This is a genomic window from Alkalicoccus daliensis (genome assembly GCF_900103955.1).
Lineage (GTDB): Bacteria > Bacillota > Bacilli > Bacillales > Salisediminibacteriaceae > Alkalicoccus > Alkalicoccus daliensis.
In genome coordinates, this window is sequence record NZ_FNIL01000004.1 from 82,733 (window position 1) to 109,455 (window position 26,723).

Annotated in this window: 19 protein-coding genes, 1 pseudogene and 1 riboswitch; of the genes and pseudogenes, 3 read left to right on the top strand and 17 right to left on the bottom strand. The window is 43.2% G+C overall.

Annotated elements, in window-relative coordinates:
• Nucleotides 1–38: 38 nt before the first annotated feature.
• Entirely contained in the window at nucleotides 39–461 is a 423-nt protein-coding gene (locus BLP92_RS08470) for a pyridoxamine 5'-phosphate oxidase family protein (protein ID WP_090842518.1), read from the top strand.
• 640 nt (nucleotides 462–1,101) lie between these two features.
• Here BLP92_RS08470 and BLP92_RS08475 read toward each other — a convergent pair.
• From BLP92_RS08475 to BLP92_RS08520, 10 genes and pseudogenes are all read right to left on the bottom strand, one after another.
• On the bottom strand, nucleotides 1,102–2,106 hold the full coding sequence (locus BLP92_RS08475) for a LacI family DNA-binding transcriptional regulator (RefSeq protein ID WP_090842519.1): 1,005 nt from the start codon (nucleotides 2,104–2,106) through the stop codon (nucleotides 1,102–1,104).
• A gap of 107 nt (nucleotides 2,107–2,213) precedes the next feature.
• Nucleotides 2,214–2,936 (bottom strand): hypothetical protein, encoded by a 723-nt coding sequence (locus tag BLP92_RS08480; RefSeq protein ID WP_090842520.1) that lies wholly within the window; start codon nucleotides 2,934–2,936, stop codon nucleotides 2,214–2,216.
• 98 nt (nucleotides 2,937–3,034) lie between these two features.
• Nucleotides 3,035–3,487 carry a PTS sugar transporter subunit IIA gene (locus BLP92_RS08485; RefSeq protein WP_090842521.1) on the bottom strand — a complete coding sequence of 151 codons (453 nt, stop codon included), beginning with the start codon at nucleotides 3,485–3,487 and terminating at the stop codon, nucleotides 3,035–3,037.
• Between the two features lie 127 nt (nucleotides 3,488–3,614).
• Nucleotides 3,615–4,748: an alcohol dehydrogenase catalytic domain-containing protein gene (locus BLP92_RS08490; protein WP_090842522.1), complete on the bottom strand. Its 1,134-nt coding sequence runs from the start codon at nucleotides 4,746–4,748 to the stop codon at nucleotides 3,615–3,617.
• 201 nt (nucleotides 4,749–4,949) lie between these two features.
• Nucleotides 4,950–5,672: an amino acid ABC transporter ATP-binding protein gene (locus BLP92_RS08495; protein WP_090842523.1), complete on the bottom strand. Its 723-nt coding sequence runs from the start codon at nucleotides 5,670–5,672 to the stop codon at nucleotides 4,950–4,952.
• Nucleotides 5,673–6,347, bottom strand: a complete 675-nt coding sequence (locus BLP92_RS08500) for an amino acid ABC transporter permease (protein WP_090842524.1) — start codon at nucleotides 6,345–6,347, stop codon at nucleotides 5,673–5,675.
• A 245-nt stretch (nucleotides 6,348–6,592) separates the two neighbouring features.
• Nucleotides 6,593–7,522, bottom strand: a pseudogene (locus tag BLP92_RS08505) (transporter substrate-binding domain-containing protein); the annotation flags it as partial.
• A gap of 1,172 nt (nucleotides 7,523–8,694) precedes the next feature.
• Nucleotides 8,695–10,185 carry a sensor domain-containing diguanylate cyclase gene (locus tag BLP92_RS08510; RefSeq protein WP_090842525.1) on the bottom strand — a complete coding sequence of 497 codons (1,491 nt, stop codon included), beginning with the start codon at nucleotides 10,183–10,185 and terminating at the stop codon, nucleotides 8,695–8,697.
• A gap of 386 nt (nucleotides 10,186–10,571) precedes the next feature.
• Nucleotides 10,572–11,108 (bottom strand): macro domain-containing protein, encoded by a 537-nt coding sequence (locus tag BLP92_RS08515; protein WP_090842526.1) that lies wholly within the window; start codon nucleotides 11,106–11,108, stop codon nucleotides 10,572–10,574.
• A gap of 262 nt (nucleotides 11,109–11,370) precedes the next feature.
• Nucleotides 11,371–12,222 (bottom strand): alpha/beta fold hydrolase, encoded by an 852-nt coding sequence (locus tag BLP92_RS08520; protein WP_090842527.1) that lies wholly within the window; start codon nucleotides 12,220–12,222, stop codon nucleotides 11,371–11,373.
• Between the two features lie 198 nt (nucleotides 12,223–12,420).
• Here BLP92_RS08520 and BLP92_RS08525 point away from each other — a divergent pair, with 198 nt between their 5' ends.
• A complete protein-coding gene (locus BLP92_RS08525; RefSeq protein ID WP_175444227.1) occupies nucleotides 12,421–13,257 on the top strand; it encodes a YusW family protein in 837 nt (278 codons plus the stop codon).
• Between the two features lie 96 nt (nucleotides 13,258–13,353).
• Here BLP92_RS08525 and BLP92_RS08530 read toward each other — a convergent pair whose 3' ends face one another.
• From BLP92_RS08530 to metE, 4 genes are all read right to left on the bottom strand, one after another.
• Nucleotides 13,354–14,493 carry a zinc-dependent alcohol dehydrogenase gene (locus tag BLP92_RS08530; RefSeq protein WP_090842529.1) on the bottom strand — a complete coding sequence of 380 codons (1,140 nt, stop codon included), beginning with the start codon at nucleotides 14,491–14,493 and terminating at the stop codon, nucleotides 13,354–13,356.
• A gap of 338 nt (nucleotides 14,494–14,831) precedes the next feature.
• Nucleotides 14,832–15,158, bottom strand: coding sequence for a four-helix bundle copper-binding protein (locus BLP92_RS08535; RefSeq protein WP_090842530.1), 327 nt, complete (start codon nucleotides 15,156–15,158; stop codon nucleotides 14,832–14,834).
• 136 nt (nucleotides 15,159–15,294) lie between these two features.
• Nucleotides 15,295–16,263, bottom strand: a complete 969-nt coding sequence (locus BLP92_RS08540) for a S8 family peptidase (RefSeq protein ID WP_090842531.1) — start codon at nucleotides 16,261–16,263, stop codon at nucleotides 15,295–15,297.
• Between the two features lie 314 nt (nucleotides 16,264–16,577).
• Nucleotides 16,578–18,848: a 5-methyltetrahydropteroyltriglutamate--homocysteine S-methyltransferase gene (gene metE / locus BLP92_RS08545; RefSeq protein WP_139148937.1), complete on the bottom strand. Its 2,271-nt coding sequence runs from the start codon at nucleotides 18,846–18,848 to the stop codon at nucleotides 16,578–16,580.
• A gap of 202 nt (nucleotides 18,849–19,050) precedes the next feature.
• A riboswitch (cobalamin riboswitch) is annotated at nucleotides 19,051–19,238 on the bottom strand.
• Between the two features lie 279 nt (nucleotides 19,239–19,517).
• On the opposite strand from metE, the gene BLP92_RS08550 reads away from it, so the two are divergent.
• Nucleotides 19,518–21,068, top strand: a complete 1,551-nt coding sequence (locus BLP92_RS08550) for a BCCT family transporter (RefSeq protein WP_090842532.1) — start codon at nucleotides 19,518–19,520, stop codon at nucleotides 21,066–21,068.
• Nucleotides 21,069–21,262: 194 nt separating this feature from the next.
• Here BLP92_RS08550 and BLP92_RS08555 read toward each other — a convergent pair whose 3' ends face one another.
• From BLP92_RS08555 to BLP92_RS08565, 3 genes are all read right to left on the bottom strand, one after another.
• Nucleotides 21,263–21,730 (bottom strand): GNAT family N-acetyltransferase, encoded by a 468-nt coding sequence (locus BLP92_RS08555; RefSeq protein ID WP_244516739.1) that lies wholly within the window; start codon nucleotides 21,728–21,730, stop codon nucleotides 21,263–21,265.
• 251 nt (nucleotides 21,731–21,981) lie between these two features.
• Nucleotides 21,982–22,362 carry a YhjD family protein gene (locus BLP92_RS08560; protein ID WP_090842533.1) on the bottom strand — a complete coding sequence of 127 codons (381 nt, stop codon included), beginning with the start codon at nucleotides 22,360–22,362 and terminating at the stop codon, nucleotides 21,982–21,984.
• A gap of 1,025 nt (nucleotides 22,363–23,387) precedes the next feature.
• Complete coding sequence (locus BLP92_RS08565; RefSeq protein WP_090842534.1) at nucleotides 23,388–26,717, bottom strand: efflux RND transporter permease subunit; 3,330 nt, start codon at nucleotides 26,715–26,717, stop codon at nucleotides 23,388–23,390.
• Nucleotides 26,718–26,723 lie beyond the last annotated feature (6 nt).

Below are 26,723 nucleotides of genomic sequence, written 5' to 3' on the forward strand. Positions count from 1 at the left end.
TCTGTAGGAAAAATCATTTGGCAAAGGAGCTTTTATTCATGGAACAACAGCAAGTAAAACAAAGAATTGAAGAAATTATTGACGATAACCTGATAGGTATCCTTTCTACTGTAGAAAATAATAAGCCTTACGCACGCTATATGACATTTTTAAATAAAGAGATGACGCTTTATACGCCAACAAGTAAAAAAACGTATAAGACAGACGAAATCGAGAAAAACAGCAATGTTCATGTGCTGCTTGGCTACCAGGGAGAAGGCTTTGGAGATGAATATGTAGAGGTGACAGGAAAAGCAGTTATTCGTGACGATCAGGAACTGATTGATTCACTCTGGTTTGATGATATGAATAACTGGTTTGAAGGAAAAAATGACCCCAACCTTGTCTTCATTGAAGTAAAACCCGAATCCGTCCGGCTGATGAATGGACGTGGTGAAGAGCCGCAAAGCCTGGATTTGTAAAATATTCGCATAATTTTTAAAGCCGGTAAGTCCTCTTCCAGGGGCTTACCGGCTTTTTCTGTATGCTTCAATTAAGGAGAAGAAAAGAGTTCCTGTATACCTGTTCCAGTGGAAATTTCACTAAACTATAAACTCTGTAAAGGCTCCTGTTCTTAGGATAAAGGGGCGCCTGTGGCTCTTTTTTCTTCGCTTGCCGCGGAGAAATCCTTCAGCTATTCCTTCGATCTTCACGTTTTCTTTTCCCGCAGGCATCTTGAAAAACCGTCTTGCCTGCGCTTATTTTTTTAGAAACTTCGAAATAAAAGCATTTATCTGCTTTGTTTACATAAATGGAAGAACGAAGCGGAGGAGGTCGTCTAAGTCAGGTCCGGATGGAGAGGAGTTTCTAATTACAACAACAACGAACGATCACAGCGACCTTATTCCAGAAAAAACTGCACTATGAAAGATAAAAATTAATACTGCTGTGCAACGAAGGAGAAGACGCACGAGCGCAGTTGGAGAATCCATTTTGGCGGACGTTCTTCTTGCCAAAATTAGTCGAGAACAAGCCTTTGGGTAAGCCTCTCCGAAAGTGAAGCAGCAGTATTACTTCTTTTTAGCAAAACTTTTATTTCAAGGCAGCCATAATATTTAAAATTTATTTTCCTATCAAAGCTCCGGAGCTTTCTCTTCGTATTAGTTCTGTCGGAATTACCATTTTCCGCGGCAGCTTTCTGTTGGATTCCAATCTTTCTTCCAGCATTTCCACCGCGCTCTCTCCCATATATTCCGGATAAGTTTTTACCGTAGTCAGTGAAGGATAGAGAAACCGGCTTACTGGCAGGTCGTGAAAACCGATCACAGATACATCTTCCGGAATACGGAGCCCCTGATCATGAAGTGCCCGCAGTACTCCGGCTGCCATCGTATCACTCGCTGCGAAAACAGCTGAAGGAGGTGCTCCTTCCTGCATCGCCGCTTTCATCAGTTCATATCCTTTCTCAGCTGTATCCGCCCCTATATAAATAGAATTTTCTTCGCTGGTAAAATATTCACGAAAAATCTCTTCCCTTTCTCCAGTAATGCTTATGTTTCCTTCCTCATATAAATTACTTCCTATATAAGCAATTTTTTTATGAGAATGCTCTTTCAGATGCTTCAGAACATTTCTTACAGCCGAATGGGCATCAATTATGACAGCATCGTGCAATCCATCCAACGGTGCATGATCTACAAACGTAATGTACCCTTCATAGCGGGAAAGCAGGTCTATTTCTTCCGCAGATAGTTCTCCAGTGACAATCAGGGCAGGAAGCCCCTCTATCTGGCTGAAATCAATTTTTTCATTTTGCCGGTAAATTTTTTTCAGCTGGATGCCTCTTGCTGCACACGCTTTTTCAATTCCCTGCCTTATAGATAAAAAATATGTATGATTGCTTTCTTCTGTTTCCGTAGTAAAACAGATCATTCCCACCGTTAACTGTGCAGGCATTTTTTTCGTATTCCGCTGCTGCTTTGTTTTATAATCCAGCTCTTCTGCGATTTCAAAAATGGTTTTTCTGGCTTTATCTGACACGGAAAGAGTATAGTCATGATTTAATACACGGGAAACCGTGGCAATAGAATATCCTGCCTTTGCTGCAATATCTCGAATCGTAGCCATAAATGACCTCCCTTTCTGTTTTGTTTACTAAAAACAATATAGCATACGCACTTACCAATCACCAAAAAAAGAACAGCCAGAAAAAATTTCTCTGACTGTTCTCCTCGTTACCTGTTTAAATATTCTCTTACATACACGTGCTCCTGCCGGATCTCATCTTTCAGGTTGCGTCCGAGCTGCTTAATAAAGTAATAGTTCAGTGTTCCGTTAATTCCTCCGCCAAGCAGCGGCACGGATCGCCCCATTACTTTCGCAAGATGTTTTTTCAGCTTTTGTTTACCAACAAGATCAGCTATCTTCATCGCAAGCTGGTACATCGTCTGGGGATCAATATTATCTTCACCTTTTTCTTCCTGTGTCTGCAGCGTCCCGATCGTTACGCCTTTTCCTCCTAGTCCGAGCACCATTGCTTTCATTAATTCAAGCTGGATAGAAGAAAAATATTCTTCATTATCAGCATGTTGATTATAGGAAAATGGATTTGGAAGCACTCCGTAAATATGTCCTAATTCCTGTGTCAGCAAAAACATGCGGCGGATATATTCTTCAATATCAATCACTGCCCCGCCGAACATTGCCACCGGTCCACCCGGGGCACCGACCGCTGCGCCGGTAGCAGCAAAGCGGTAATTGTGTTTTTTAATCACTTCATCTGCTGCTTTATCCAACTCCTCCATTTCCAGCGTGTATACTTGTTTTGGATGGGAAAGAGGCACATTATTTTTCTGCAGTTTTAAGTTTTTATAAGTTTCCATCGGCCGCACCTTATAGCCTGGCATCTGTCCTGCCTTTAAAATAATATTGGACAGCGTCGTTGTTAACTTATCCATGTTATTCCTCCTTCAAAGGATGTGTTCTTGTTCTATACCCAACAGGAGGAAATTTAAATGCATTCCCACAGGAAGATTTTCAAAAGGCATGCTGCTCCCTAAATTGTTTTCAGCAGTTCCCATACTTCTTCCTGCGTTTCTGCTTCCAGCAGCTGTCTTTTGAAATCATCATCTCTTAACTTTGAAGAAATCATCTGCATAATCTGCAGGTGCTCTTCTCCCTGATCTTCTGCGGGGGCAGCCACCATAAAAATTAATTTGACCGGCAGGCCATCGTGACTCTGCCAGTCCACTCCCTCAGTACTCCTCCCAAAGGCTACCCCGTGTTTTAACACAGCATCTGTTTTTCCATGAGGCACTGCCACTTCGTGTCCAACGCCTGTGGAAGATTCGGCCTCTCTTGCAAGAATCGCTTCTTTAAAGTCTGCTTTAGAATTAATAGCATTATCTTCTGCAAACAGCGCCGTCATTTCTTCAATAACTTCTTCTTTCGTTTTCCCCTCTAAATAAATACTAATTAGATTTTCTGAAAGCTGGTCTATTAATTTCATTATAGTCCTCCTCGTTTCCTTTAAACGCTTCTATGATTTCTATTGTATGTACCAGCGGCTGTATGCGCAAACAGTTTATTATTTATGAAAAAAGCCGTATGCATAGACGCATACGACTTTTCCATGTTTAAGGCTTTAAAATAAACTTAATGCTTTCATCTTCTTTTTTATCAAACATACGGTAGGCATCTGCTGCATCCTCTAACGACATTGGATGTGTAATAATATCCGTAGGGTCAATCTGCTTGTTTTCCACCATTTTATACAGGCTTGGCATCATATGGATCACTGGTGCCTGTCCCATCGTAAGTGCTACATTTCGTGTGAAGAAATCACCAATTGGGAAGTTGTTTGCTTCTGTCCCGTAAACTCCTGTCAGCTGCACCACGCCAAATTTTTGTACTGCCTGAGACGCAGTAATAATAGGGCTGATCGTACCAAACTGATTGTCTCCTTCTGAACCAAATTCTTCATTTGGAGGGACTGTTCCGTCCATGCCTACACAGTCGATAACTACCTGTGCGCCGCCTTTCGTCTGCTCATGAAGCAATTTGCCAATTTCAGGATTTTTATCAAAATTAAACGTTTCTACATTATTTGTACGGCGTGCGTGCTCCAGCCGGTATTCATAATGATCGACTGCGATAACACGTTCAGCGCCCTTCATCCAGGCGAATTTCTGCGTCATCAGACCAATGGGGCCACAGCCAAGTACAATCACTGTATCACCATATGTTACCCCGCTGTTTTCTACGCTCCAGAAAGCGGTAGGAATAACGTCAGATAAAAAGAGCACACTTTCATCATCCAGTTCGCTGTTTTCCGGCACTTTGAAAGAGGTGAAGTCGGCATAAGGGACACGAAGATATTCTGCCTGCCCTCCTGGATAGCTGCCAAAATCATCTGAAAATCCAAACAGTCCGCCCATTTCCGTGTGAGGGTTTGAATTGTCACATTGGCTTTCCATCTGATTATTACAAAAATGACAATCGCCGCATCCGATGTTAAACGGGATAACTACACGGTCTCCTTTTTTGAGTGTTTTTACTTCTGGCCCTACTTCTTCTACAATTCCCATAGGCTCATGTCCGATAATGTAATCTTTTGGTGCGGGAATCCCGCCCTTATATAAATGTAAATCAGATCCGCAGATGCCGGATGCCGTAATTTTCACAATCATATCCGAATCTTTTTCAATGGAAGGAGCCTGAACATCTTTTACCTGCATATTGTCTTTTCCCTGATACGTAACTGCGCGCATGTATTCATCATCCTTTCAGAATTGTAAGTACTGCTCTTCTGATTGACGTTTCCCCGGATAGTTAAACATTCAGCTTAACTTTTGAATACATTGTCCTATAACAATTTTATGCTGTTTCACCAATAAATCCACAAAAAAAACTCCCGCCGTATACTGATACAGCGGGAGTTTTTCAGATCATATTTAACTTTCGTAAAATAATTATAAGAGTTTACTCAGAAAAGCCTGTGTCCGCTCATTTTGCGGATTATCAAAGATATCCTCCGGCTTCCCTTCCTCCATAATTACACCTTTATCCATAAATATTACGCGGTCTCCCATTTCACGTGCGAAGCCCATCTCGTGTGTTACGACCACCATTGTCATGCCCTCTTTAGCGAGATTTTTCATAACTTCCAGCACATCTCCGACAAGTTCCGGGTCAAGTGCTGAAGTAGGCTCATCAAACAGCATGACTTTTGGATTCATAGCAAGCGCTCTGGCAATCGCCACACGCTGCTTTTGTCCCCCGGAAAGGCTTCCCGGGTAAGCATCTGCTTTATCAGAGAGCCCCACTTTTTCCAGCAGCGATTTCGCCTGCGTGGCAGCTTCTCCCTTTTTTACCCCGTTTACCTTAATAGGGCCGAGTGTAACATTTTCAAGTACTGTCATATGCGGAAACAAATTAAAGTGCTGAAACACCATTCCCACACGGGAGCGGAGTGCATTGATGTCTGTCTTAGGATCAGTGAGCCTGTCTCCGTCAATTTCCACATCGCCTTTTGTAATTTCCTCCAGCATATTCATGCATCGTAAAAACGTACTCTTACCAGAACCGGATGGACCGATTACACAGACTACCTCTTTTTCTTCTATCCGGGCATCAATTCCGCTTAATACCTCATTATCGCCAAAACTTTTATGCAAATTTGTAACTGTAATCATTTATACGTCCAACCTCCGTTCATATTGACGTAAAAGGACCATACATGGAATTGTAATAATCAGATAACCTAAACAGAGCATCACATACGGCATAAATGGATCACCGGTTGTTCCCACGTACTGCCTGATTAAGTAAGTCATTTCTCCAAGCGAAATAACTGCAAATATAGAAGTGTCTTTTAAGCTGACAATAAACTGGTTTCCAAGCGGCGGAATCATTCTTCTTAGCGCCTGCGGCCAGACAATGTATCTCATTGTCTGCGTAGCTGTCATTCCCATGGAACGGCCTGCTTCTGTCTGTCCCTTATCAATGGACTCCACACCGCCCCGCACAATCTCAGCTATATATGCTCCAGCGTTGATTGCGATCGCAATAATTCCTGCCTGCAGCGCGGTGAAATTGACACCAAAAAAATCTGAAACCGCAAAATACAGGAATAATGCCTGTACGAGAATAGGAGTTCCCCGCACAACTTCTATGTATACGGTTGCAATACCATAAACGAGTTTATTTTTTGTTAGCCGCATTAACCCTACTAAACTTCCGATAATAAAGCCAAAAAACACCCCTACAAATGTAACGATTAATGTCAGCTGAATACCGCGCCATAAAAATGGCAGGGTGTTAACAATAACATCGGGATTCTCGATAATATCTCTCAGGTTTTCAAGCATTCCCCTGACAACCTCCTCTGAAAAATACGTCCAGTGCAAGCGGCAAGCGTTGCACTGGACTTAAATAAGTTCATAACTCTGCTGATGGCTGTTTACTCTTCTTCGTTTTCTTCCGCATCATTTGCGTCAGCGTTATTGTCTACTTCCTCTTCGTCTACGTCTACATCTACTTCATTCTCATCTTCCATATCATCAGCTTCCAGATTCATAGCCTCTTCAGGACTGTCTGCAAGAGTATCAAGGTTTGGCTCTTCACCGAACCACTCTTCATAAATCTCTCCGTAAGTGCCGTCGTCCATCAGTGTCTGTAAAGCTTCATTTACAGCCTCTCTCAGCTCAGATCCTTCTGGGAAAGCAATACCATACTGTTCACCTGTAAGCGTATCACCTACAGTTTGCATCTCATCACCAACGCCTTCTGTATCAATGTAGTAAAGCACGTTAGGCAGGTCATAGATTGCAGCATCTACACGGCCGGCCTGCAGATCCTGGTAAGCATTTACAATATCCGGGAAAGCTACTATTTCTGCTTCTGTGTTTTCCTGCAGATACGTTTCACTTGTTGTAGCAGCACGCGTCGCTACACGAAGTCCATCCACGTCATCAATGCTCTGAATGTCTTCTTCCCCTTCCTGAACAGCAAGGATCAGACCGGCGCTGTAATAAGGGTTGGAGAACTCAAAGTTTTCTGCACGTTCTTCTGTAATTGTCATACCTGCAATACCAATATCATAACGGCCGGTTCCCATACCGGAAACAATACCGTCAAATTCCACGACTTCAAGTTCAATTTCAAAACCTGCTTCGTCGGCAATGGCATTAATTAAGTCAATATCAAAGCCTTCCATTTCCCCTGTATCAGTGTTGAGAAATTCAAAAGGCACATAGTTGGAGTCTGTAGCTACTGTATATGTACCGCCAATGTCCCCTGCAGCTTCGTTATCTTCTTCCGCATCATTTTCTGCATTCTCATTTACATCAGCTGCTTCGTTATCCGCGTTATTTTCTGCTGCATCGTCTGCATTATTTTCAGCATTATCTGCTGTGTTGTTCGCAGCGTTATTGTTTGCAGCATCATTTCCCCCGTTGGCATTATTATCGTCCCCATTGCCACATGCAGCCAGCGAAGCTGCTAACACTGTACCTAAAGCTAATCCAATTACTTTTCTTTTCATTTGTCCTACCCCTTTCGAATCTCATGATTTAGAATATTGAGAAAATATATTAATAAGAGAATATTAGCACAGTATTTGTCGATAATCAATATAGCGGTAAAACATTTCTACTACATATGTTGAATATTTCTGCGTACTAATAACTAGTTTACCTGCTTTTTTTCAGAGACTATTGGTTCACACTCTATGTTAAAACGTTTTCAACTAATATTAATTTTTAATGTCAGGAAATTTAACATACTTTATTTTATTAAAGCTGCCTTGAAAATAAAAAGCTTTGCTATAAAGAAAAAGAAACAATAATACTGCTTCACTTTCGGAGAGGCTTACCCAAGGGCTTGTTCTCGACTAATTTCTCTCAAAGGGCACGGCTTCCATCGATCCACAGACAGCAGGGCAGAGACCGCCATGCTGTCTTGAAGAACCAGGATCGATTCCGCTCGTGCTTCGTGACCTTCCAGATGGTCACTTGGATTCTCGAACGGCGCTGGTCCTTTGGGTGTCCTCTCCTTCGTTACACAGCTGTATTAATTTTCACCTTTCATGGTGCAGTTTCTTTCTGCATGAGTGTCTCTGTTAAAGTCTTTTGTTGTTAGAGCCTTCGAAATAGAAGCACTGCCCCGCTCGTCCAGCAGTTATTTTCACAAAGATCGTGAAGATAACTTCAAGATTACTTGGTCGGTTGCACAAATGCTTCCGGCGGTGAAAATTTACACAGCCCCTGGAAGAACGAGCTGGGAAAATCCTGCAGCGCAGCGAGGAAGCGGAGAAGCTCGCCCACCGGAGGTCCGGTTGGAGCGGAGTTTCTACTGAATAATAACAATGAACGTTCACAGAGCCTTTATTAAAAGGGGTGCTTTCAAACAATTTAAGATCTGAAATTTTTGCGTTTCTCACACTTAACCGCACTCAAGAGGAGCACAGAATATTCTCTGTGCTCCTCTTGAGTGCGGTTATTAAGTAAGTAAATTATACTTGTCTGACTTTTCCAGATATAAAGTTTCCCTCGGCTTATCAGCAGCTCTCCTGCTCGTTTCCAGCTATGGCTGATGAACCGGGGCTTCGTCTTCCATCCTTGCTGCAGTCTCAGAAAGTACACTTATAAACAGTTCAATAGAACTGCAGGATCGGTCCTGGCTTCTTGTTAAGATTTAGTCGTCCGAAACACCAGCCTATGCTTCCTGTAAGAACGAGTATCTGTTTTTCCCGGCTTGCTTTGCGTGGTACATGGCTTTATCCGCATTTTGTATCAGCACTTCAAACGTTGCACCATCCTGCGGATAAAGACTAATGCCTACACTCGTTGTTACTTGTAGTACCGTCCCGTCAGCGTTTACCGGCTCTGCTACTGCTGCAGTGATTTTGTCTGCAGTTTTCTCGACTTCTTCTATGTCTGCTTCCCTGAGAGAGATCACAAATTCATCTCCTCCCCACCTGCCGATCACAGCTTCTTTTCCTGCTGCACGCTTCAACCTTTCCGCTACTTCTGTTAACAATATGTCTCCTGCTTCATGCCCATACTTGTCATTCACTTCTTTAAAACGGTCAATATCCAAAAAGAAAATGCTCAGCTCCGCTCCTTCTGCAAGCCACGCTTCTACTTCATCTGTAAAGTGCCTGCGGTTAGAGAGACCGGTCATCTGGTCTATATAGGCGAGTCTGCGTATTTCCGTTTGAGATCTTTCAATAGAATCAAGCATACTGTTAAATCCGTGCTCTACGATCCCTATTTCATCATCAATCTCTACTTTCTTCCGGCGAGACAGATCATTCGTTTTCTCAATATAATCATAGTCTCCAGCTAATTTACTAATCCGTGAAAAAATCAGCTTATTTAGAAACCAGATAATTCCTCCAACTACCAGGACACTCGAAACAGCATATACACTATAAAGTACAGTGAGAATATGCTGTCCTGCCTCATAAAGTTCCCGCTCCACCTGAAATTGAAATTCGATACTGTTGCTGCTGTTTGTATAAGGGATATTTACGTAGCCCCTTAACCATTCTTCATTTATTTCCTGAAAAGAGTATGCCCCTTCTGCACTGCTTACTTCTCTTAATTCAAGAGGGAGCTGCACAGCCTGGCTTGCCTGTGCAACAAATGTTTCATCCACCGGGGTCCCTACAATCATCGTACCATTGCTTTCTTCTCCTTCCAGGCTGGGATAAATCCGGTGCGAAGCAGTCAGATAAGGACTGCTCTCCAGTTCCAGCAGGGCACTATTATTTTCCTGGAAAAATAAGGACACTTCTCCATCGGCATCTTCCCAGAAGTCTGCTGCCATTTGCAGCTCTTCCGTTTCCGGATTAAATTCCTGTGCAAAAAGAATGTCCCCTTCATTGTTTAAAATCACGACAAATTCAATGTCGTTAATTGCATAAGTATCCTCTACAAAGTTACTATTTAAATATGCATCATTTTCGTTTTCAACAAAGGAATACGTATCATCCCAGACCGAATAGTCCCTCACAAATCGAGTTAGATTAGAAAGCTCATTTTCTACCTGGTATTCCACCCGTTCGATATGCTCTTCCATCAGATTTTCTTCCAGATAGGCATATTGTTCCAAAAGCAGGGGATTGATTAAAAAATAAAGTATAGAGAAAAATAAAAAGATACTAATACCGGATATAAAAAGCACTTTGGATATAATTTTCATAGAATCACCCCTGTAAAATACACTCTTGGGAATATAAGACAAAATACTTAATTATTAATATATATACTATTATTATAGTCCTAATTATAGCAGAAAACAACTGAATTAATTCACGAATTAAAAATAAAACGAATATTAATTAGTCATATATACCTATTAAATCAAGAGGGACGAATCATTTTTTGTGAATGAAAAATATCAATGAGAATGAAAGCGTTCACCTCCCGACGTTACCAGTTATTTCCGTCTCCTGCTGTATTTTTCTGTAGATGCAACACTCGCCTTTTCAGGAAGGATCTCGGCACTTCCACACACGACAGCCCCGGGTCTAAAGCAGCCCCGGGGCATTAAATATTATTCCTGCTGTATTTTATCATTTTATATAATTACTGCCCAATCGTTTCCGCTAAATGAGCAGTATATTTTTCTTTTTCTTCCTGAGAAAACAACAAAAAACGAATATGTTTTATTTGACGCAGTGATCCAATTTGCTCAAGCACTGTGCCGACTGCTGTTTTCATTGCTTCATGGAATGGATATCCGAAAGCTCCTGTCGAGATGGCCGGAAATACAATACTTTTCAGCTTTTCTTCCTCTGCTCTTTTCAAAGAATTTATATAGCACTGAATCAATAGTTCCTCTGCGGGATGATCCTTTCCATATACCGGCCCCAGGCAGTGGATCACTTTTTTATTCGGCAGCTGAAATGCCTCAGTGACCACGGCTTCTCCCGGAGAAATAGGTGCATATTTTTCTCCTGCCGCAGCAAGCTCCGGACCGGCTGTCCTGTGAAGTGCGCCGGCTACGCCGCCTCCCGTTTCCAGTTCGGCATTTGCTGCATTTACGACTGCTTCCATATCTTCCTGTGCTGCAATATCTCCTCGTGCTGTTTCAATAGTAATATCATTTATTCTCCATTCCATTTTTATCTCTCCTTAAGCAACATTCTATTCATCCTATTACTACCTTTTACGTGCAGAAATATTCCGTCCGAGAAAAAGAAACATATCTTCTTCCAGAAAAAAGCTGCGACAACAAACCGTTATCACAGCGCAGATTTCTTTAGACAGCTGCAGTTAATCTTTATTTACTAATTTTTTACCTGCTATTATCACGAAAATTATTGCTGCTCCGCCGATAAGCAGAATAGCCAGCGGCTCGCCCATAAACTTCTCTCCTTTATTTTCACTCTAGAAATTCTTTGATCAGTCTGTTCACGATAGCAGGCTGTTCATGCATCACCCAGTGCGTCGCTTCATCCACCAGAATCATCTCTCCGTCAAGACAATACTTTAAACTTTCTTTGGCTGTGGAGGGATGAAGAAACTGGTCTCCGAGCCCCCAGATTATCCGCACCGGCACCTGGACCATCGGTGAAGAGATTTTTGTCTGGAAAAGGGCGCGATACCAGTTCAGCATTGCAGTCAGGCTTCCTGGCTGTGCCCATGCCTCTTTATATTTCTGTAGATCTTCCTCCTGAAAAGCTCCAGGTTTCGCAGTGGCAGTCAGTGCCTGTTTCATATTCTCCCAGCCGTTTGTCTGTAAAAGTTTTTCGGGGATATCCGGTAATTGAAAGAATAACATATAACTGCTCTTAAATAATTGAGGCGGGTATTTTAAAGCTGCCTGCTTCATCGCTCCAGGATAAGGAATATTCACTGCAATCAGCTTCTCCACATATTCGGTGGCAGTCGCAGCTGTATGCCATGCCACTGCGCCTCCCCAGTCGTGACCAATAAGAATTGCTTTTTCTCTTCCTGCCCCTTTGATTAACCCGAGAATGTCATCCCGCAGCGTATCTATCTTATAATTTTCGCTGCCTTCAGGCTTATCGCTTAAATTATACCCGCGCTGATCAGGGATCAGCACTCTGTAACCAGCTTCTGCAAGCGGCTCAATTTGTTTCCTCCATCCATACCAGAATTCCGGGAATCCATGCAGCAGGATGACAAGTGGTCCATCTTCCGGTCCGGCAGCGGCTGTATGCAAAGTAATATGATTTGTTTCTCTGTATTCAAACTTTACTTTATCAAGCACAAGATCGCCCCTTCCTTATTTTGTTAATTCATTACCCGTAATACTAGGAAAATTAACATACACGCTGTACTTTGTATCAGCGATTCCTTTGGCTGTACCGAATAATTCTCATCAATTTCTAATGTGGAGTTCATCTCTGTCTCATCTCCCCGGGGTAGGATAAACATTGTAGACAAAATAACGAAAGGAATGATAGAAATGAAAAAGCTTATCACTGGAGTTTCAGCTTTAACACTTCTCGCAGCATGCGGGTTGAACGAAGTAAGTCCTGAAGAAAATAACACAGAGAGCGTGGCAGATACCCAGACGGAAGCAGACAGTGGAGAGAGCGCACAGGATAACATCGATGAAACCAATGCTGCAGAGACATCTGCCAGCGACGAGCAGACTGAAAACTCTGCGGAGGTAAGCGAATTTGATCTGCAGATTGAATTTACCAACAGCGAAGAATGGGAATTTGAATATGAACGGGATGATTACGCAGATACCGAAATTGAGCGTGATGGAAAAGAAACAGTAACAGGGGAAGAGGCTGCTGCGGAAATCGAAGCAGTACTGGAGGATCTTCATATCACTGCCGGCAGACCGGTGCAGGAAATAAAGGACGAAGTGCTTGAGGTACTCGGCCTCAGCACCAATGACGTTCAGGAGTTTGATTTGGACATTGAATTTGACACCGGAGAAAGTATCGTACTTGACCACGAGACTTCTGACGGGGATCGCGGTGCTGTGAAAGAACTGGACCTTGATATTGATTTTGCAAACAATGAAGATCTGGAATTTGAGTTTGATGCAGATGACCAGGAAGCAGAAATAGAACGCAGGGATGGTTCTGAAATAGAAGGCGCAGAAGCGTTGGAAGAAATAGAAGCCCTGCTGGAAAGTATTTCTATAGCAATGGACCGCTCTATTGCAGATATGAAAGCTGAAGTGCTTCAGGAACTCGACCTTGATGAAGACGAGGTATCAGAATTTAATATTGATGTTACCTACGAAAATAATGAATCAGTGAAATTTAAACATGATACGGAATAAAGTGTTTCATGCTGCGTATATTTGAATCTTAAAAAGGACCGCTCGTCCATTAGAGCGGTCCTCTTTTTCGTACATATTATCATAGACGCTGCAAAACTATGGCTTGAGCACCACTTTAATACAATCGTCTTCTTTTTTATCAAAGATATCATAAGCATAGGCCGCATCTTCCAAAGGCAGTTTATGCGTAATAATATCTGTAGGATCAAATTCATTGTTTTTCACTTTCTCAAATAACTCCGGCATGTAATGGATGACAGGTGCCTGTCCTGCTTTTACCGTCACGTTGCGGGTGAAAATAGAATGTAATGGGTAAGCTGTTGCCGGAGCCCCGTATACCCCAGTTAACTGAATAGTTCCGAATTTTTTTACGCAGTCTGCAGCCATAATAATCGGGTCAATGGTTCCCGCCTGCCCGGTAAGAGTTTTCAGATGGTCTTTCATCGTTGTATCTCCATCCATTCCTACACAGTCAATAACAACTTCAGCGCCGCCCTTCGTAATCTCATAAAGATACTTGCTCATATTTTTAAACTCTTTGAAATTATATGTTTCCACGTTATTCGTCCGTTTCGCATGTTCCAGTCTGTAAGGGATATGATCTACTGCAATTACCCGCTCAGCACCCTTCATCCAGGCAAACTTTTGTACCATCAGCCCAATCGGGCCAGAACCAAGTACAATTACAGTATCTCCTGCTTTCACTCCGCTGTGCTCCACGCTCCAATAAGCTGTCGGCACCACATCAGAAAGGAACAGCACACTTTCATCCTCCAGCTCCGTATCTTCAGGGACAACAAACGAGGTGAAATCTGCAAACGGAACTCTTAAGTATTCTGCCTGTCCACCCGGATAGTCACCAAACAGCTTTGCAAAACCAAAGTATCCACCCGTATTTTTATCGAAGTTATGCGGGTTCGAGTTATCACACTGGCTCTCCATCTGGTTCTGGCAAAAATGACACTCTCCGCAGCTAACATTAAAAGGAATCACTACTCTGTCTCCCTTTTTCACCTTCGTTACGCCGCTTCCAACTTCTTCTACAATACCCATAGGCTCGTGCCCTACAATATAATCTTTTTGTGCCGGGATGGTACTGTGCAGCAAATGAAGATCTGAACCGCAGATAGCAGTCGAAGTAATCTTTACTATCATATCCGTATCTTTTTCAATCGTTGGCGCCGGCATATCCTTTACTTCTACTTTTCCTTTTCCCTGGTTCGTTAAAGCCTTCATATTCAAGCCACTCCTTTTACGGATGTTATTACACATCCGCTTCTTTTTAAATTTCCTTTTGCAGAAAGAATAAAGTAATTTACAAGCAAGCAGGACCGAAGCAGAAAAATGTAACAAAAGCAGCGGGGTTCCATGCCCCGTATGCCCAAAACTGCTAAAGTGAATATCCTAATCATTTTACTTATTAAGGAAATACACCTCTCTTCATGATTTCCCACATACCTCTGGGACAAAACGCTTTTTCAGATATTTCAAAATTCTGTATTGCTATCTGAAAAAGAAAATTCTTACAAATATAAAAAGGACCGTCCCCTGAATGGTAACGGTCCTTTTGGAAATCAAGCTGCTTTCTTGCAGGCTTCCGCACACTGGAAGCAGGCTTCTGCACATCTCTGGCAGTGTTCATGATCATGTTTTTTACACTCATTGCCGCAGTCTTCGCACATCTTCGCGCAGACTGCAGCCAGATCTGAAATATAAGGACTGTTTCTGGAGATCGCCTGTTCCAGGTACCCGCACATATCTGCACATTCACGGTCCAGCCGGATACATTCCGCCATCATTTTCACATCATCTTCCTGCAGGCAGGCATCAAAACAGTGGTTGCATTCCTCCATACACTTATGAAGAGCATTAAGTAAATCGCTGTGTTCCTGGTGAACCATGTTATTTTCCTCCTTAAAAGAATTTTACAGAAGCGTTTCCCCTTTTACAAAAACGTAAACTAACTTATACTGATCAGCGGAATTCTCCAAACGTATAATCTACCGCTGCCATATAATAAAATTTTCTTATTTCTGTTTATGGGAGGCTCAGCCTTTCCTCGCTCCAGACAGCTATCTTTTCCACCAGCCCCAGGGTAAGCAGACCGTTTCCTTCGGCAGTTAATGGATTTCCGAGCGGTGTCGTCCTCCGGATAATCTGCGCATACATTTCTGCCTCGGATATCTTACGGTTAAATCCCGATTCCGCCCAATTCGTCACTAATGCCAGGGCCCCCGACACATGAGGCGCTGCCATGGAAGTTCCGCTTAACTCCGAGTATCCGCCTTCTAAATATGTTGATAAAATATGTTCCCCCGGCGCCATTAAATCCAATTCATCATTCGTATTTGTAAACTGGGTGAGCTGGCCCTGGAAATTGACAGCACCGACCTGAATCACTTCATTATAAGCACCCGGGTATGCATGCTCGTCTGTATCGATATTTCCGTCGCCTTCATTTCCTGCCGCGCATACTACAGAAATATCATTTGCCACTGCGCGTTTAATAGCTGCGTGCAGCTCCGGGATATCCTGCGGCCCTCCGAGCGACATGCTTATTACTCTTACTCTTTCGCCGTTATATCCGCGCCAGTTGATGGCATGATGAACTGCATCGATTACATTGAGCATATCCCCTCCGCCCTGTCCATCCAGCGCTTTTAAAATCAGCAGCTGTGCTTCCGGCGCCACGCCGACAACCCCGCTTCCATTTTCCGCCGCAGCGATCGTTCCTGCAACATGGGTTCCGTGTCCATTGTTATCTTCGAAATTTGCTTCGTCACCGCCGTAATCATCTGTGAAGTTTTTACCATCAATAATCTGCTCTACCAGATCCGGGTGATACGATTCACAGCCTGTGTCAATAACCGCGATCACCTGTCCGGCACCTTTATTTGATTCTTCCCAGAAGAAAGGAGCTTCCACCATTTCTACCCCTGTAGGGACATCTGACATTGCGGTAAATCTGTTCTCGACTTTAAACGGGATCAATGAAACATGACTCATAATACAACCACTCCTTCACAAACTGCTTACACCTATATTGAAAATTTAAGATATCTGAGGATATTTTCCAGAAAAGCAACCAGTTTATCTGAAATTTCAGTTAATACTATAACTTTTCCCCTTTGAAGAAACTGGTAAACAGCAGGAAAGTACCTTCTTCCTCTCAACTATCGTCCTAAAATGACCGCACCGTTTCTTTATGCAGAAACAAACCGGGGAGGAGCCTGCAGTAGAGAAGCAGACAAACCGCACAAAATTTACAGGTTTAATAAAAAGAGTCCTGCGCTGTAATCTGCGCAGAACTCTCTTTTCTTTTAAAGCTGTTTTTCTTTTAAAGCATTCCGTGCCTGCTCCGCAGCTGCCTGCATGTTTTTCAATGCTGCCACAGTTTCTTCCTCTGTGCGTGTTTTCAGTCCGCAGTCCGGGTTCACCCAGAATAATTTTGCAGGAAGCACCCCAAGAGACTTTGTAATGATTTCCTGCATTTCCTCTGCCTCGGGAATTCTTGGGCTGTGTATATCATATACGCCGAGCCCGATCCCTTTGTCATATACATTGTTCTCAAAAACTTCAATTAATTCCCCGTGGCTGCGAGAAGTTTCAATGGAAATAACGTCAGCATCCATGGCACTGATGGAGTCGATAATATCATGAAATTCACTGTAGCACATATGTGTGTGAATCTGCGTTGTATCCTTCACCTTCTCTGCAGAGGCCCGGAAAGAGTTCACTGCCCAGTCAAGATAATAACAGTGATCTTCCTGCTTCAGCGGCAGTCCTTCTCTGAGGGCAGGTTCATCAATCTGGATCATTTCAATTCCTGCTTCCTCCAGTGCTTTCACTTCTTCCTGCAGTGCCTGCGCTATCTGAAAAGCGGTGGTCTGCTTTGGCACATCTGTACGTTCAAAGGACCAATTTAAAATCGTTACCGGTCCAGTAAGCATTCCTTTGACCGGTTTTTTCGTCAGCGTCTGGGCATATGCTGTTTCTTTTACAGTCATCGGTTCTGCAAACGTTACATCTGTGTAAATAATAGGCGGTTTTACGCATCTGGAACCGTAAGACTGTACCCATCCATTACGTGTCACTGCGAACCCGTCCAGCTTTTCTCCGAAAAATTCTACCATGTCGTTTCTTTCAAATTCTCCATGCACGAGCACGTCGAGTCCTATTTCTTCCTGAATCCGGACCCAGTCCGCTATTTTATCTTTTACCATTCTTTCATAATGCAGGGTGGAAAGAGAACCCTTTCGAAAAGCCGTTCTTGCCTGACGCATTTCCTGTGTCTGCGGAAAGCTGCCGATCGTAGTAGTAGGGAGCAGTGGAAGTCTCCATTTTTTCTCCTGGACTGACTGCCTTTCACTGAATGGCACAGGACGCATCGCCATTCTCACTTCTTCATTTTTCTCCAGCTTTTGATATGTTTCCCGGAATTTTTTCAAACTGCTCTGATGATCTTCCCAGCTGCTATCTACGGTATTCGCATAATTATTTTTCAGCAGCTGCAGTTCCTCCAGCTTTTCTTCCGCAAATGCCAGCCCGCTCTTTAATTCGGCGGGAAGGTTGACCTCCTGCTTTAAAGAAACTGGAGAATGAAGCAGGCTGCAGCTCGACTGAATCCACACTTCTTCTGCTTCTGCAAAGCCTGGCTCAAGTTGCTGCAGCAAATGTTTCTGCGCTTCTAAATCTGTTTTCCAGACATTTCGTCCATCCACAACCCCAAGGGCAATGACCTTTCCTGCAGGAATTTGTTCCTGACGCAGCTGCTGCAGATTTCTTTCTTTTCCATGCACCAGATCAAGTCCAATCCCTTTTACCGGAAACTGCAGGAGTGTTTTTACATGGTCGACCGATTCAAAATACGTCTGCAGTAGTAAGGAGGCATCCGGTACAAGGTTTGCCAGATTTTCATATGCCTGCTTTGCCAAGTGGAATTCTGCTTCAGTCTCTGCCTGTACCAGTGCCGGCTCATCTATTTGAATTACTGACGCTCCTGCTTCCGTCAGTTCGCTGATCACCTTTGCATAGAGAGACAACAAGATATCCAGGTACCGGGAAAATTCTGCTTCCGGAAAACCTTTGGATAGCTTTAGAAAAGTATACGGACCTACTAATACCGGCTTCCCCTCAATTCCCAGGCTTTCTTTCGCTTCCAGGTAATCAGCAAGCGGCTTGTTGTGAGCTACTTTCGGAACCCATCCTTCTTCTATTTCCGGCACGATATAATGATAATTTGTATTAAACCATTTCGTCATTTCACATGCCCCGGCACCCTTTGTTCCCCGCGCCATAGAAAAGTAGGTATCCAGTGCGCTGCCTGGCTGTGAATCCGCAAAACGTGCCGGAATAATATCGAACATTACCGCCGTATCCAGCATATGGTCGTAATAGCTGAAGTCCCCTACGGGAATGTAATCCAGCCCTGCTTTCTGCAATTGTTTCAACCTTTCAAGACGAATATCTTTCATTTCTTGTTCAAATTCCGCCTCCGTTTTTTCTCCTTTCCAGAAACTCTCTAGATTTCTTTTCCACTCGCGCTGTTCTCCAATCCTGGGATACCCTTGAATACTCGTTTTTATTTTCATCCTTATACCTCCTGTTTTTTAAAGTACATACTTTCATATTTCCTAAAGCTCTTCCGTGGTCTTTGAAAAAATAAAAAAGGTATTTCCCTTTTACATAAAAGAGAAATACCTTATGTCACCAGCACAAACGAAGCGTGATGACGTTAATAAACGAAAAATCACGCGCGGCAAACGATATTCCACCCCCTATGACCCGTAGGTTAATGGTAATAAAAAACAGGCAGGTCTCCTGACTCGAAGATATCCATATTTACTCCTTCCCAAGCTGCGCTCAGTGGATATGTAAATATTAACTTCTTACAGTGGCGGGACCGTTCCGGACTTACACCGGATTCCCTTTTAAGAAATGAACGAGCAAAAGTTCATTTCACCTGAATTTTGTAATTATTAAGTTGTATGCATCTTAGCTTGAAAACATAAAATTGTCAATCTTATTTCCGATAATTCTTATCAGATTACATCAATTTATGAAGTATTATTGATTTTATCTAATAGAGGCTTACTTCCTTCAGAAAAATTTCTTCAACGAATAAAGCGGCATTATCATAAACATGCTTCTATTAATAGATGGATGTTTTATTTATATATGGCAGGGTATCCCCCATATGAGTGAATAGTGAATTCTCTTCCTTAATATAGGAAAACAATTTTATATAGGTGGTGTTTTTTATGGGCGATAATAAAGATAAACAGGGGAAACTCATCGATTATGCTATTTTTCTTCCCTCTTTATTAATTATTATTGCTATTAGTATACCTCTGGCTCTCTATGAAGCTGCGGCGATGGAGACTTTAAATTTCGTATTTGATACGATTGTAGAAGTATTCAGCTGGGGGTATATCTGGTATGCAATTATTCTTTTAGGCTTCGGTCTCTATCTTTCTTTTTCCAAATACGGCAAAGTAGTACTTGGAAATCCTGCAGAAAAACCAAGATTCACTTTATTTCAGTATTCATCCATACTTATTGCCATGGGGCTTGGTTCTACAATTATGCGTACTGGAATGATTTCCTGGGCGGATGTTGCGGTAGATCCTCCATTTGGCATGGAGCCAGGTTCTACCGAGGCACTTTTAATGGGAAACGCCTACAGTATGTTCCTTTGGAGCTTCCAGGTGTTTGCAATCTTCGTCATGGCCGCGCCGGCAATGGCCTACATTTTACATGTAAGAAAGCGCCCGCTGATGCGGATTTCCGAAGCCTGCCGCGTGATATTCGGCGATCGGTTCACGGATGGATTCGGCGGAAAAGTACTTGATATCATATTCCTGATCAGCATTCTTTCCGGAGCCGCAGTAACACTCGGTCTCGGTGCTCCAATTGTCACTTACAACCTGGCACATTTATTTAATACGGAAGTAACCTTCACCTTAACGTTAGGTGTTACACTCGTATGGGTAATTATGTTTTCTGCAAGTGCCTATGTAGGTATTGACCGCGGTATAAAACGGCTGAGTACGTTTAATATGTACCTCGCAGGTTTATTTGCACTCTTTGTAATGATCGCAGGACCAGGGGTATTCATACTCGATTACTTCACTGACAGTCTGCGCGTGCTGCTCACAAACTATGTTGGCATTTCACTTTATACAGATTCTCTTACTTTCGGTGAAGCTACCTTTATGCAGAGTAATACGGTATTCTGGTTTGCCTACAGTGCTACCTGGGCGATGCTTCACAGTATTTTCGCAGCAAAAATTTCGCAGGGGCGCACGATAAAGGAAATGATTCTTACCTATCTGTTAGCTCCGACACTGCTTTCCTGGCTTGCGACAGGTGTTTTAGGAGGGCTTGCCGTACACCGTCACCTTACAGACCAGGTGCCGGTACTTGATATTATTGAAAATGAAGGCGGCATGGCCGCTATTCCAGCCATTCTTTCTTCCTTGCCTTTTGGAGAAATGGCCTTAATCATCTTTGTGATTGTTTCTTTAATTTTCTTAACGACAACGCTTGATTCTACTACGTATACAATTTCTGCATATACAAGCACACGTGATATGAGTAAAAATGAACCTTCCCGTAAGCTACGCATTCTTATCGCGATGATTATCGCTGCGGTCGCTCTTGTCTTAATGAGAATTGGAGGACTTGGTCCGCTGGAAGTTGTATCCGGCCTCATGGGACTTCCAATTATCGTTATTCAGTTCCTGACGATATACGCAGCAATTAAAATGATGAATCAGGATAGAGCATGGGTAAATAACGTGAGGAACTAATTTCACAGTATCTGAAAAAAGGAGCTGAATCTGCTGCATGCAGTTCAGCTCCTTTTTCATTTTCTTTGGTCCAGCTGAAGAACTGTTTCTGCCTTGTTGATCCATTCACTCTTTCTAAAAGAAAAAATATGTAAATACTGCCCCGGCACTTACGAGCACCCTGATCGGTTTCGTAGATATCATAGATCCCGCCTTTACAATTCTTTTTCAAACATCAGCATATCCAGCGTGCGGATTCCGTTCTCATAGATTTCTCCTGAGTAGCCGCTGAAATAATTCTTTTTAACCGAAAACATTCTAAATCCCGCTTTTTGATAAAATGCAATGTTTTCCAGACTGGAATTTGCTGTCCCAACTATCATTCGCTGCAGTCCGCGCTTCTTAAACTGCTCCATACTTACATGCAGAATACGCTTTCCAATGCCCTTTCCTCTATACGCCGGATCGAGCGCCATATTCCTGACTTCTGCCTCACCTTTTTCAGGAAAGGTAAAAAGAATCACCCCTGCCGTTTTATTTTCATAAGAAATGGAAAACATTTCTCCATCAAACAAATAGCGGTGCACTTCATCTTCACTGCTGTCGGCCATCAGTAAATAAGGAAGCAGGAACTTCCTTTCGGAAGCAGGAACAGACATTAATCTCAGCTCGGAATATTTCATTATGGATTCTTCCTCCTCAACCAATTTTTCCAATCATCCAGCATACTGCCTTTAAGATGAATTTCGTTTTTAATCAGCAGAATTCAAAACTGTGCCTGCTCTGTGCTTTCGCTTCGGCATCTGGTTATGAATTCACATTAATATCAGGCTTACCATTTGTCCAGTGCAGATTGGTTTCGCCTTGGACAACCTTGATTGAATTAGTGAAGTGGAAATTACTTTTCCTAATCACGCGGCGCAAAGCAGCATAGTCAGAAGCTCTTGCGTCTGCCGTCATTAAAAACAAGCATACGGATATGGTTTTCTACATTTTTACGCAGTACCCTTGGCATCATATGATGATCAGAATGATATCCGCGGTAGCTGCAGCCATATTTTATTCCCTTCTTCGGATCCTCTGTACGGATCTCCCATATTTTCATCTCTGCCATCTTCATTTGATTTCTTGTCTGGTGAAGGTGCTCTCCGTTTTTCCGCTCCAGCTCCGAAATCCACTCTTCATATATTTCCGGGTACTTGAATTTCGCTTTCGTTATTTTCTCCTTATCCCGCTCCAGTACCTGCTTTGCCCAGATTCCGTTAATGTATCCGTATAGAATTTCTTTTTCATAGTCAGTCATCAGGACATTCATTGTACTCACCTTCCGTAATGGGAATGTATGTTCTCATTAAAACATGCGAGCAGGCTTTCTGACAATATAATTTTTCTTTTTACTGATTGACGCGATACGGGGAACCTTCTTTAAGTGTGGAATGTAAAATTGATGATGCCGTTACCTTAACAGGGTGAGAGAAGCACCGCCTGCATTAAAGTCCGTAGAATAAACCGAATTCATTCTCATGTAACAGTGCTTAACTTTCGGAGAGGCTTGCCCAAGGGCTTGTTCTCGACTAATTTTGACGGAAAGAACGTCCGCCAAAATGGATTCTCCAACTGCGCTAGTCCTTTGGGCGTCCTCTCCTTCGTTACACAGCAGTATTAATTTTCATACTTTATGGTGCAAAAATTTTGCATGAGTGTCTCTGTTAATGCTCACTGTTGATAAGAGAAAACTTCGCGACAACTCGGCAGGCTTGCTGTGGACGAGGTCCTCCGCTTTCTCGCTGCGCTGCGGGATCTTTCCAGCTCGCTCTTCCTAAAGCGGTGTGCACTTTCACCGCGCACTGGCGCAGCCGACCAAATGATCTTAAAGTCATCTTCACGCTCTTTGTGAAGATGACTGCTGGTCGAGCGGAGCAATGCTCACTCTCTACACAGGCGTCCGCCGGTTTTGCGCTTCGTTCTTCTCTTTGCGAAACAAGAGAAAGAAATTGTTTTTTTTACAAGCTTTTCTATCCATAAAACGAAGACAAAGCGATTTTCAAGACGCCTGCGGAAAAAGAAAGCGTGAAGATCATCCCGGACAAAAGGGAGGGATAGCTGAAGGATTTCTCCGCGGCAAGCGCAGAAAAAGGAGCCGCAGTCGTACTTTTCTTATATCAACATCAGAGCTAATTTATAAAAAGCAATTACTCTCCAACCAATATACTTTACTAATTTTCCAATGCCGGTATTTTGATTAATTCATCGTTTCAACTGCATTAACTCTCAAATCATCCACCCCTCTCCTCTCACGCAAAAAAAGCCGGAAGCATCTGCTCCCGGCTCTGTGACAGCTTATTCTTTTTTATCCTCATCTTTATTGGACTTTTTAGATCTTTCAAGCAGTCCTTCGAGAATTTTTACCATTTCATCTTTCGTAAATTCTTCCTCGTCTGATCTGCGGAATGCTGCATCATCTCTTTTGTCCGCATCTTCCGTCTCGATCTTTACAGGAAGATTCGTATCATCTGTCGATTCATCGAGACTTTTCTGTTCCTCGTGCGTTTCTCTTCCTATCGGAAGGTCCCGCTGATAAATCACCTGGCCGTCCGGCGTCATATATTTCTTATTCATATTTCTCGTTGTTTTATCAAAAAAGCTGTAGATAACCGGAATGACGAACAGTGTAAGAAGCGTACTGCTGATCAGGCCGCCGATAATTACAATCCCCATCGGCTGAATAATCTCTGCGCCTTCACCGATACCGATCGCAAGCGGTACTACCCCCAGAATTGTGGTAAGCGCCGTAATAATAATCGGCCGTGTACGGTCTTTTACACTCATGACAATCGCATCTGCCGTCGGATAGCCCTTTTCTTTCTGCTGATTAATATAATCCACCAGCACGATGGCATTGTTTACGACAATACCTGCCAGCACGATTACCCCGATAATTGCCATTACGCTGATCGGGCTCTGTGTCACAGTAAGTGCGAGCATTACCCCGATAATAAACAGCGGTACTGTAAACATAATAATAAACGGATACTTAAATGACTCAAACTGCGCTACCATTACAAGATATATGAAGGCAAGTCCAAGCATGAAGGCAAGAAATACATCGTCTATTACGTCATCAAGCATCGCCTGATCGCCGCCGACAGAATACTCTGCTTCGTCTGCAAGGTCAATATCTTCAATCACATCATCTGTAACGCTTGCTGCTTCACTTAAATCGCTGTCAGAGTCGTAAAGCACAGTGAAATCAATACTCGTCACCATATCGGCCCGGTTTATCGCCGCCGGCGCCTGTCCTTCTTCGACTTCTGCTACTTCGGAAAGCGCAACATATTCTCCCTCTGGAACAGGAATTGTAATTGCTTCAAAGTTTTCCACACTGCCGAGCACATCCAGCGGATAGCGGACGTTTACGTTATATGTTTCATTATCCTCGGTCTGCAGCGTTGTTGCCATTGTGCCGGAAGTTGCCGCATTTACAGAGCTTGCAATCTGTGCCGGTGCGAGTCCCAGCTCCTGCGCTGCTTCCCGGTCAATAGTAAATTGAATTTCCGGCGCAGTCTCTTCCTCGGATGTTGTAACACTGCGGATAATATCCTCTTCCTCCAGTGCTTCTACAATTTCATCTGCTGTGTCAGTTAAGCGGTCCGTATCTGGATCAAGGATGGAGAAAGTATGGGTATTCGGATCACCCCCAAATCCTGCCTGGGAAAACGCCTGGACTTCAATGTCTGCTTCTTCATCCAGACCTTCGATGTCTCCGTCAATTTCATCAATAAATTCGAAGGTTCCTGTATCTCTATCCCCCGGGTCCACCAGGGTAACCATAATTTCTGCAGTATGACTCTGGGAAGTAAATCCGCCCTGCTGCATGGTGGAACCGATCGTGCTCAGGTAGCTCTCTATCTCGTCATATTCCTCCAGTTCATCTTCAATCAGCTGAATTGTTTCTTCTGTCCGGTTTAAAATTGTTCCTTGTTCATGTTCCACCGAAATCAGAAATGCTCCTTCATCTGAATCTGGAATAAATTCTACTCCCGTCGTTGATAACCCGAAGGCTCCAACAACCAGGGTGAGCAGTGTAATTATCAGGACAACCGCTCTTCTTCTCAGTGTCCAGCGGGAGGCGCTTTCGATTCCCCGCATAAACCGGGAGTTCTTTCTTTTTTCTTCTACATCTTCATCCGGTGCTGTAAGTATTCTGCTCGCAATCATCGGCACTATGGTCACTGCGATGAATAAAGAAGAGAATAAACTAAACGCAACTGTAATAGAAAGCGGTGCGAAAATATCTCCGACAAATCCGGTAATGAAAACTACCGGCAGGAAGATAGACGCTGTCGTCAGTGTAGAAGCAGTAATTGCTCCTGCCACTTCTTTTGTTCCTTCCGCTGCTGCCTGTCTTGGTGACTTCTTCATGGATAAGTGCCGGTAAATATTTTCTACCACTACAATCGAATTATCGACAAGCATCCCGATACCGAGCGCCAGTCCACCGAGCGTCATCAGGTTTAAGGTAATATTGGTGAAAAAGAATAACGCAAAAGTAGTAATAATAGAAAACGGAATTGCGATTCCGATAATTAATGGTGTTTTTAAGTTGCGAAGGAAGGCAAACAGCACAACCATCGCTAAAATCCCCCCGCTGATCAGCGCGACTACTACACTGCTGACAGCCTGGTTAATCACGTCTCCTTCATCATATAAAATAGACGCTTCCAGATGAGCATATTGATCTTCTTCCAGCAGTTCTTCCAGCTCCTCGTTAAAATCATTGGAAGCCTGCGTGGTGTCCGCTTCTGAAGTCAGCATCACGTCCAGCTGAATAGAACTTTCCTGATTAATACGCGTGATTACTTCTTCCTCTTCTGTTTGCAGAGAAATATCCGCTACATCTGAAATTAAAATTTCATCGCCCGTTTCCGGATCCAGTGTAACAACAAGTTCTTCTATCTCTTCCGGTGAATTCAGTTCACTGACAAGACGGGTGGAGATAGATTCTTCCTCTTCCTCATCAGTAATGATTCCTCCCGGTACGACGATATCATTCGCCTGAATGGTTTCCACAATATTATCCTGTGTTAAACCGGCAGCTTCCATTTCTTCCTGATCCACAACAATTTCATATTGTTCTGTGAGCGTTCCTGACTCTGAAATGCTTGCAATACCCTCGATGCGGGAAAGCTCTCTCTGCAATTCAGCCACGTCTTCCTGAAACTCGGTGACACTTTCATCGTCTGAGGAAACAGCCAGCTGAATGCTTGGAAACATGGAAGGGTCAAACTGCAGAAATGCAGGGTTTCCGGCGCCATCCGGCAATTCTGTCTGGTTTATCGTAGTAACAATTTCATTTTCCACGTCGCTGATGCTTGTGTTCGCAGAAAATTCCATGACCACGATAGAGGAACCTTCCGTCGTCTGCGAGGTCAGCTGATTTAATCCAGAAATGGTGGATAAATCTTCTTCCATCTCTTCAGTAACTTCATTTAACACTTCTTCCGGCCCTGCACCCGGATAACTTGTTACTACTGCAGCGACCGGAGCGTCTACATCCGGCAGCAGCTGAATCGGCAGCCTGGTAAGAGAAACTGTACCGAGCAGCAGTAATACAAGCATAATTACAATCGTAAATTTCGGACGCTTAATCGAAAAATCCCATATCTTCATTTTAAA

Bases quoted from the DNA above. Each gene is read 5' to 3' on its own strand.
- BLP92_RS08490 (WP_090842522.1), bottom strand. From the start codon at position 4,748: ATGCGCGCAGTTACGTATCAGGGAAAAGACAATATGCAGGTAAAAGAT.
- BLP92_RS08530 (WP_090842529.1), bottom strand. From the start codon at position 14,493: ATGAAGGCTTTAACGAACCAGGGAAAAGGAAAAGTAGAAGTAAAGGAT.
- BLP92_RS08550 (WP_090842532.1), top strand. From the start codon at position 19,518: ATGGGCGATAATAAAGATAAACAGGGGAAACTCATCGATTATGCTATT.
- BLP92_RS08560 (WP_090842533.1), bottom strand. From the start codon at position 22,362: ATGAATGTCCTGATGACTGACTATGAAAAAGAAATTCTATACGGATAC.
- BLP92_RS08500 (WP_090842524.1), bottom strand. From the start codon at position 6,347: ATGCTTGAAAACCTGAGAGATATTATCGAGAATCCCGATGTTATTGTT.
- BLP92_RS08525 (WP_175444227.1), top strand. From the start codon at position 12,421: ATGAAAAAGCTTATCACTGGAGTTTCAGCTTTAACACTTCTCGCAGCA.
- BLP92_RS08485 (WP_090842521.1), bottom strand. From the start codon at position 3,487: ATGAAATTAATAGACCAGCTTTCAGAAAATCTAATTAGTATTTATTTA.
- BLP92_RS08495 (WP_090842523.1), bottom strand. From the start codon at position 5,672: ATGATTACAGTTACAAATTTGCATAAAAGTTTTGGCGATAATGAGGTA.
- BLP92_RS08480 (WP_090842520.1), bottom strand. From the start codon at position 2,936: ATGGATAAGTTAACAACGACGCTGTCCAATATTATTTTAAAGGCAGGA.
- BLP92_RS08565 (WP_090842534.1), bottom strand. From the start codon at position 26,717: ATGAAGATATGGGATTTTTCGATTAAGCGTCCGAAATTTACGATTGTA.
- BLP92_RS08475 (WP_090842519.1), bottom strand. From the start codon at position 2,106: ATGGCTACGATTCGAGATATTGCAGCAAAGGCAGGATATTCTATTGCC.
- BLP92_RS08470 (WP_090842518.1), top strand. From the start codon at position 39: ATGGAACAACAGCAAGTAAAACAAAGAATTGAAGAAATTATTGACGAT.
- BLP92_RS08555 (WP_244516739.1), bottom strand. From the start codon at position 21,730: ATGAAATATTCCGAGCTGAGATTAATGTCTGTTCCTGCTTCCGAAAGG.
- BLP92_RS08510 (WP_090842525.1), bottom strand. From the start codon at position 10,185: ATGAAAATTATATCCAAAGTGCTTTTTATATCCGGTATTAGTATCTTT.
- BLP92_RS08535 (WP_090842530.1), bottom strand. From the start codon at position 15,158: ATGGTTCACCAGGAACACAGCGATTTACTTAATGCTCTTCATAAGTGT.
- metE (WP_139148937.1), bottom strand. From the start codon at position 18,848: ATGAAAATAAAAACGAGTATTCAAGGGTATCCCAGGATTGGAGAACAG.
- BLP92_RS08515 (WP_090842526.1), bottom strand. From the start codon at position 11,108: ATGGAATGGAGAATAAATGATATTACTATTGAAACAGCACGAGGAGAT.
- BLP92_RS08540 (WP_090842531.1), bottom strand. From the start codon at position 16,263: ATGAGTCATGTTTCATTGATCCCGTTTAAAGTCGAGAACAGATTTACC.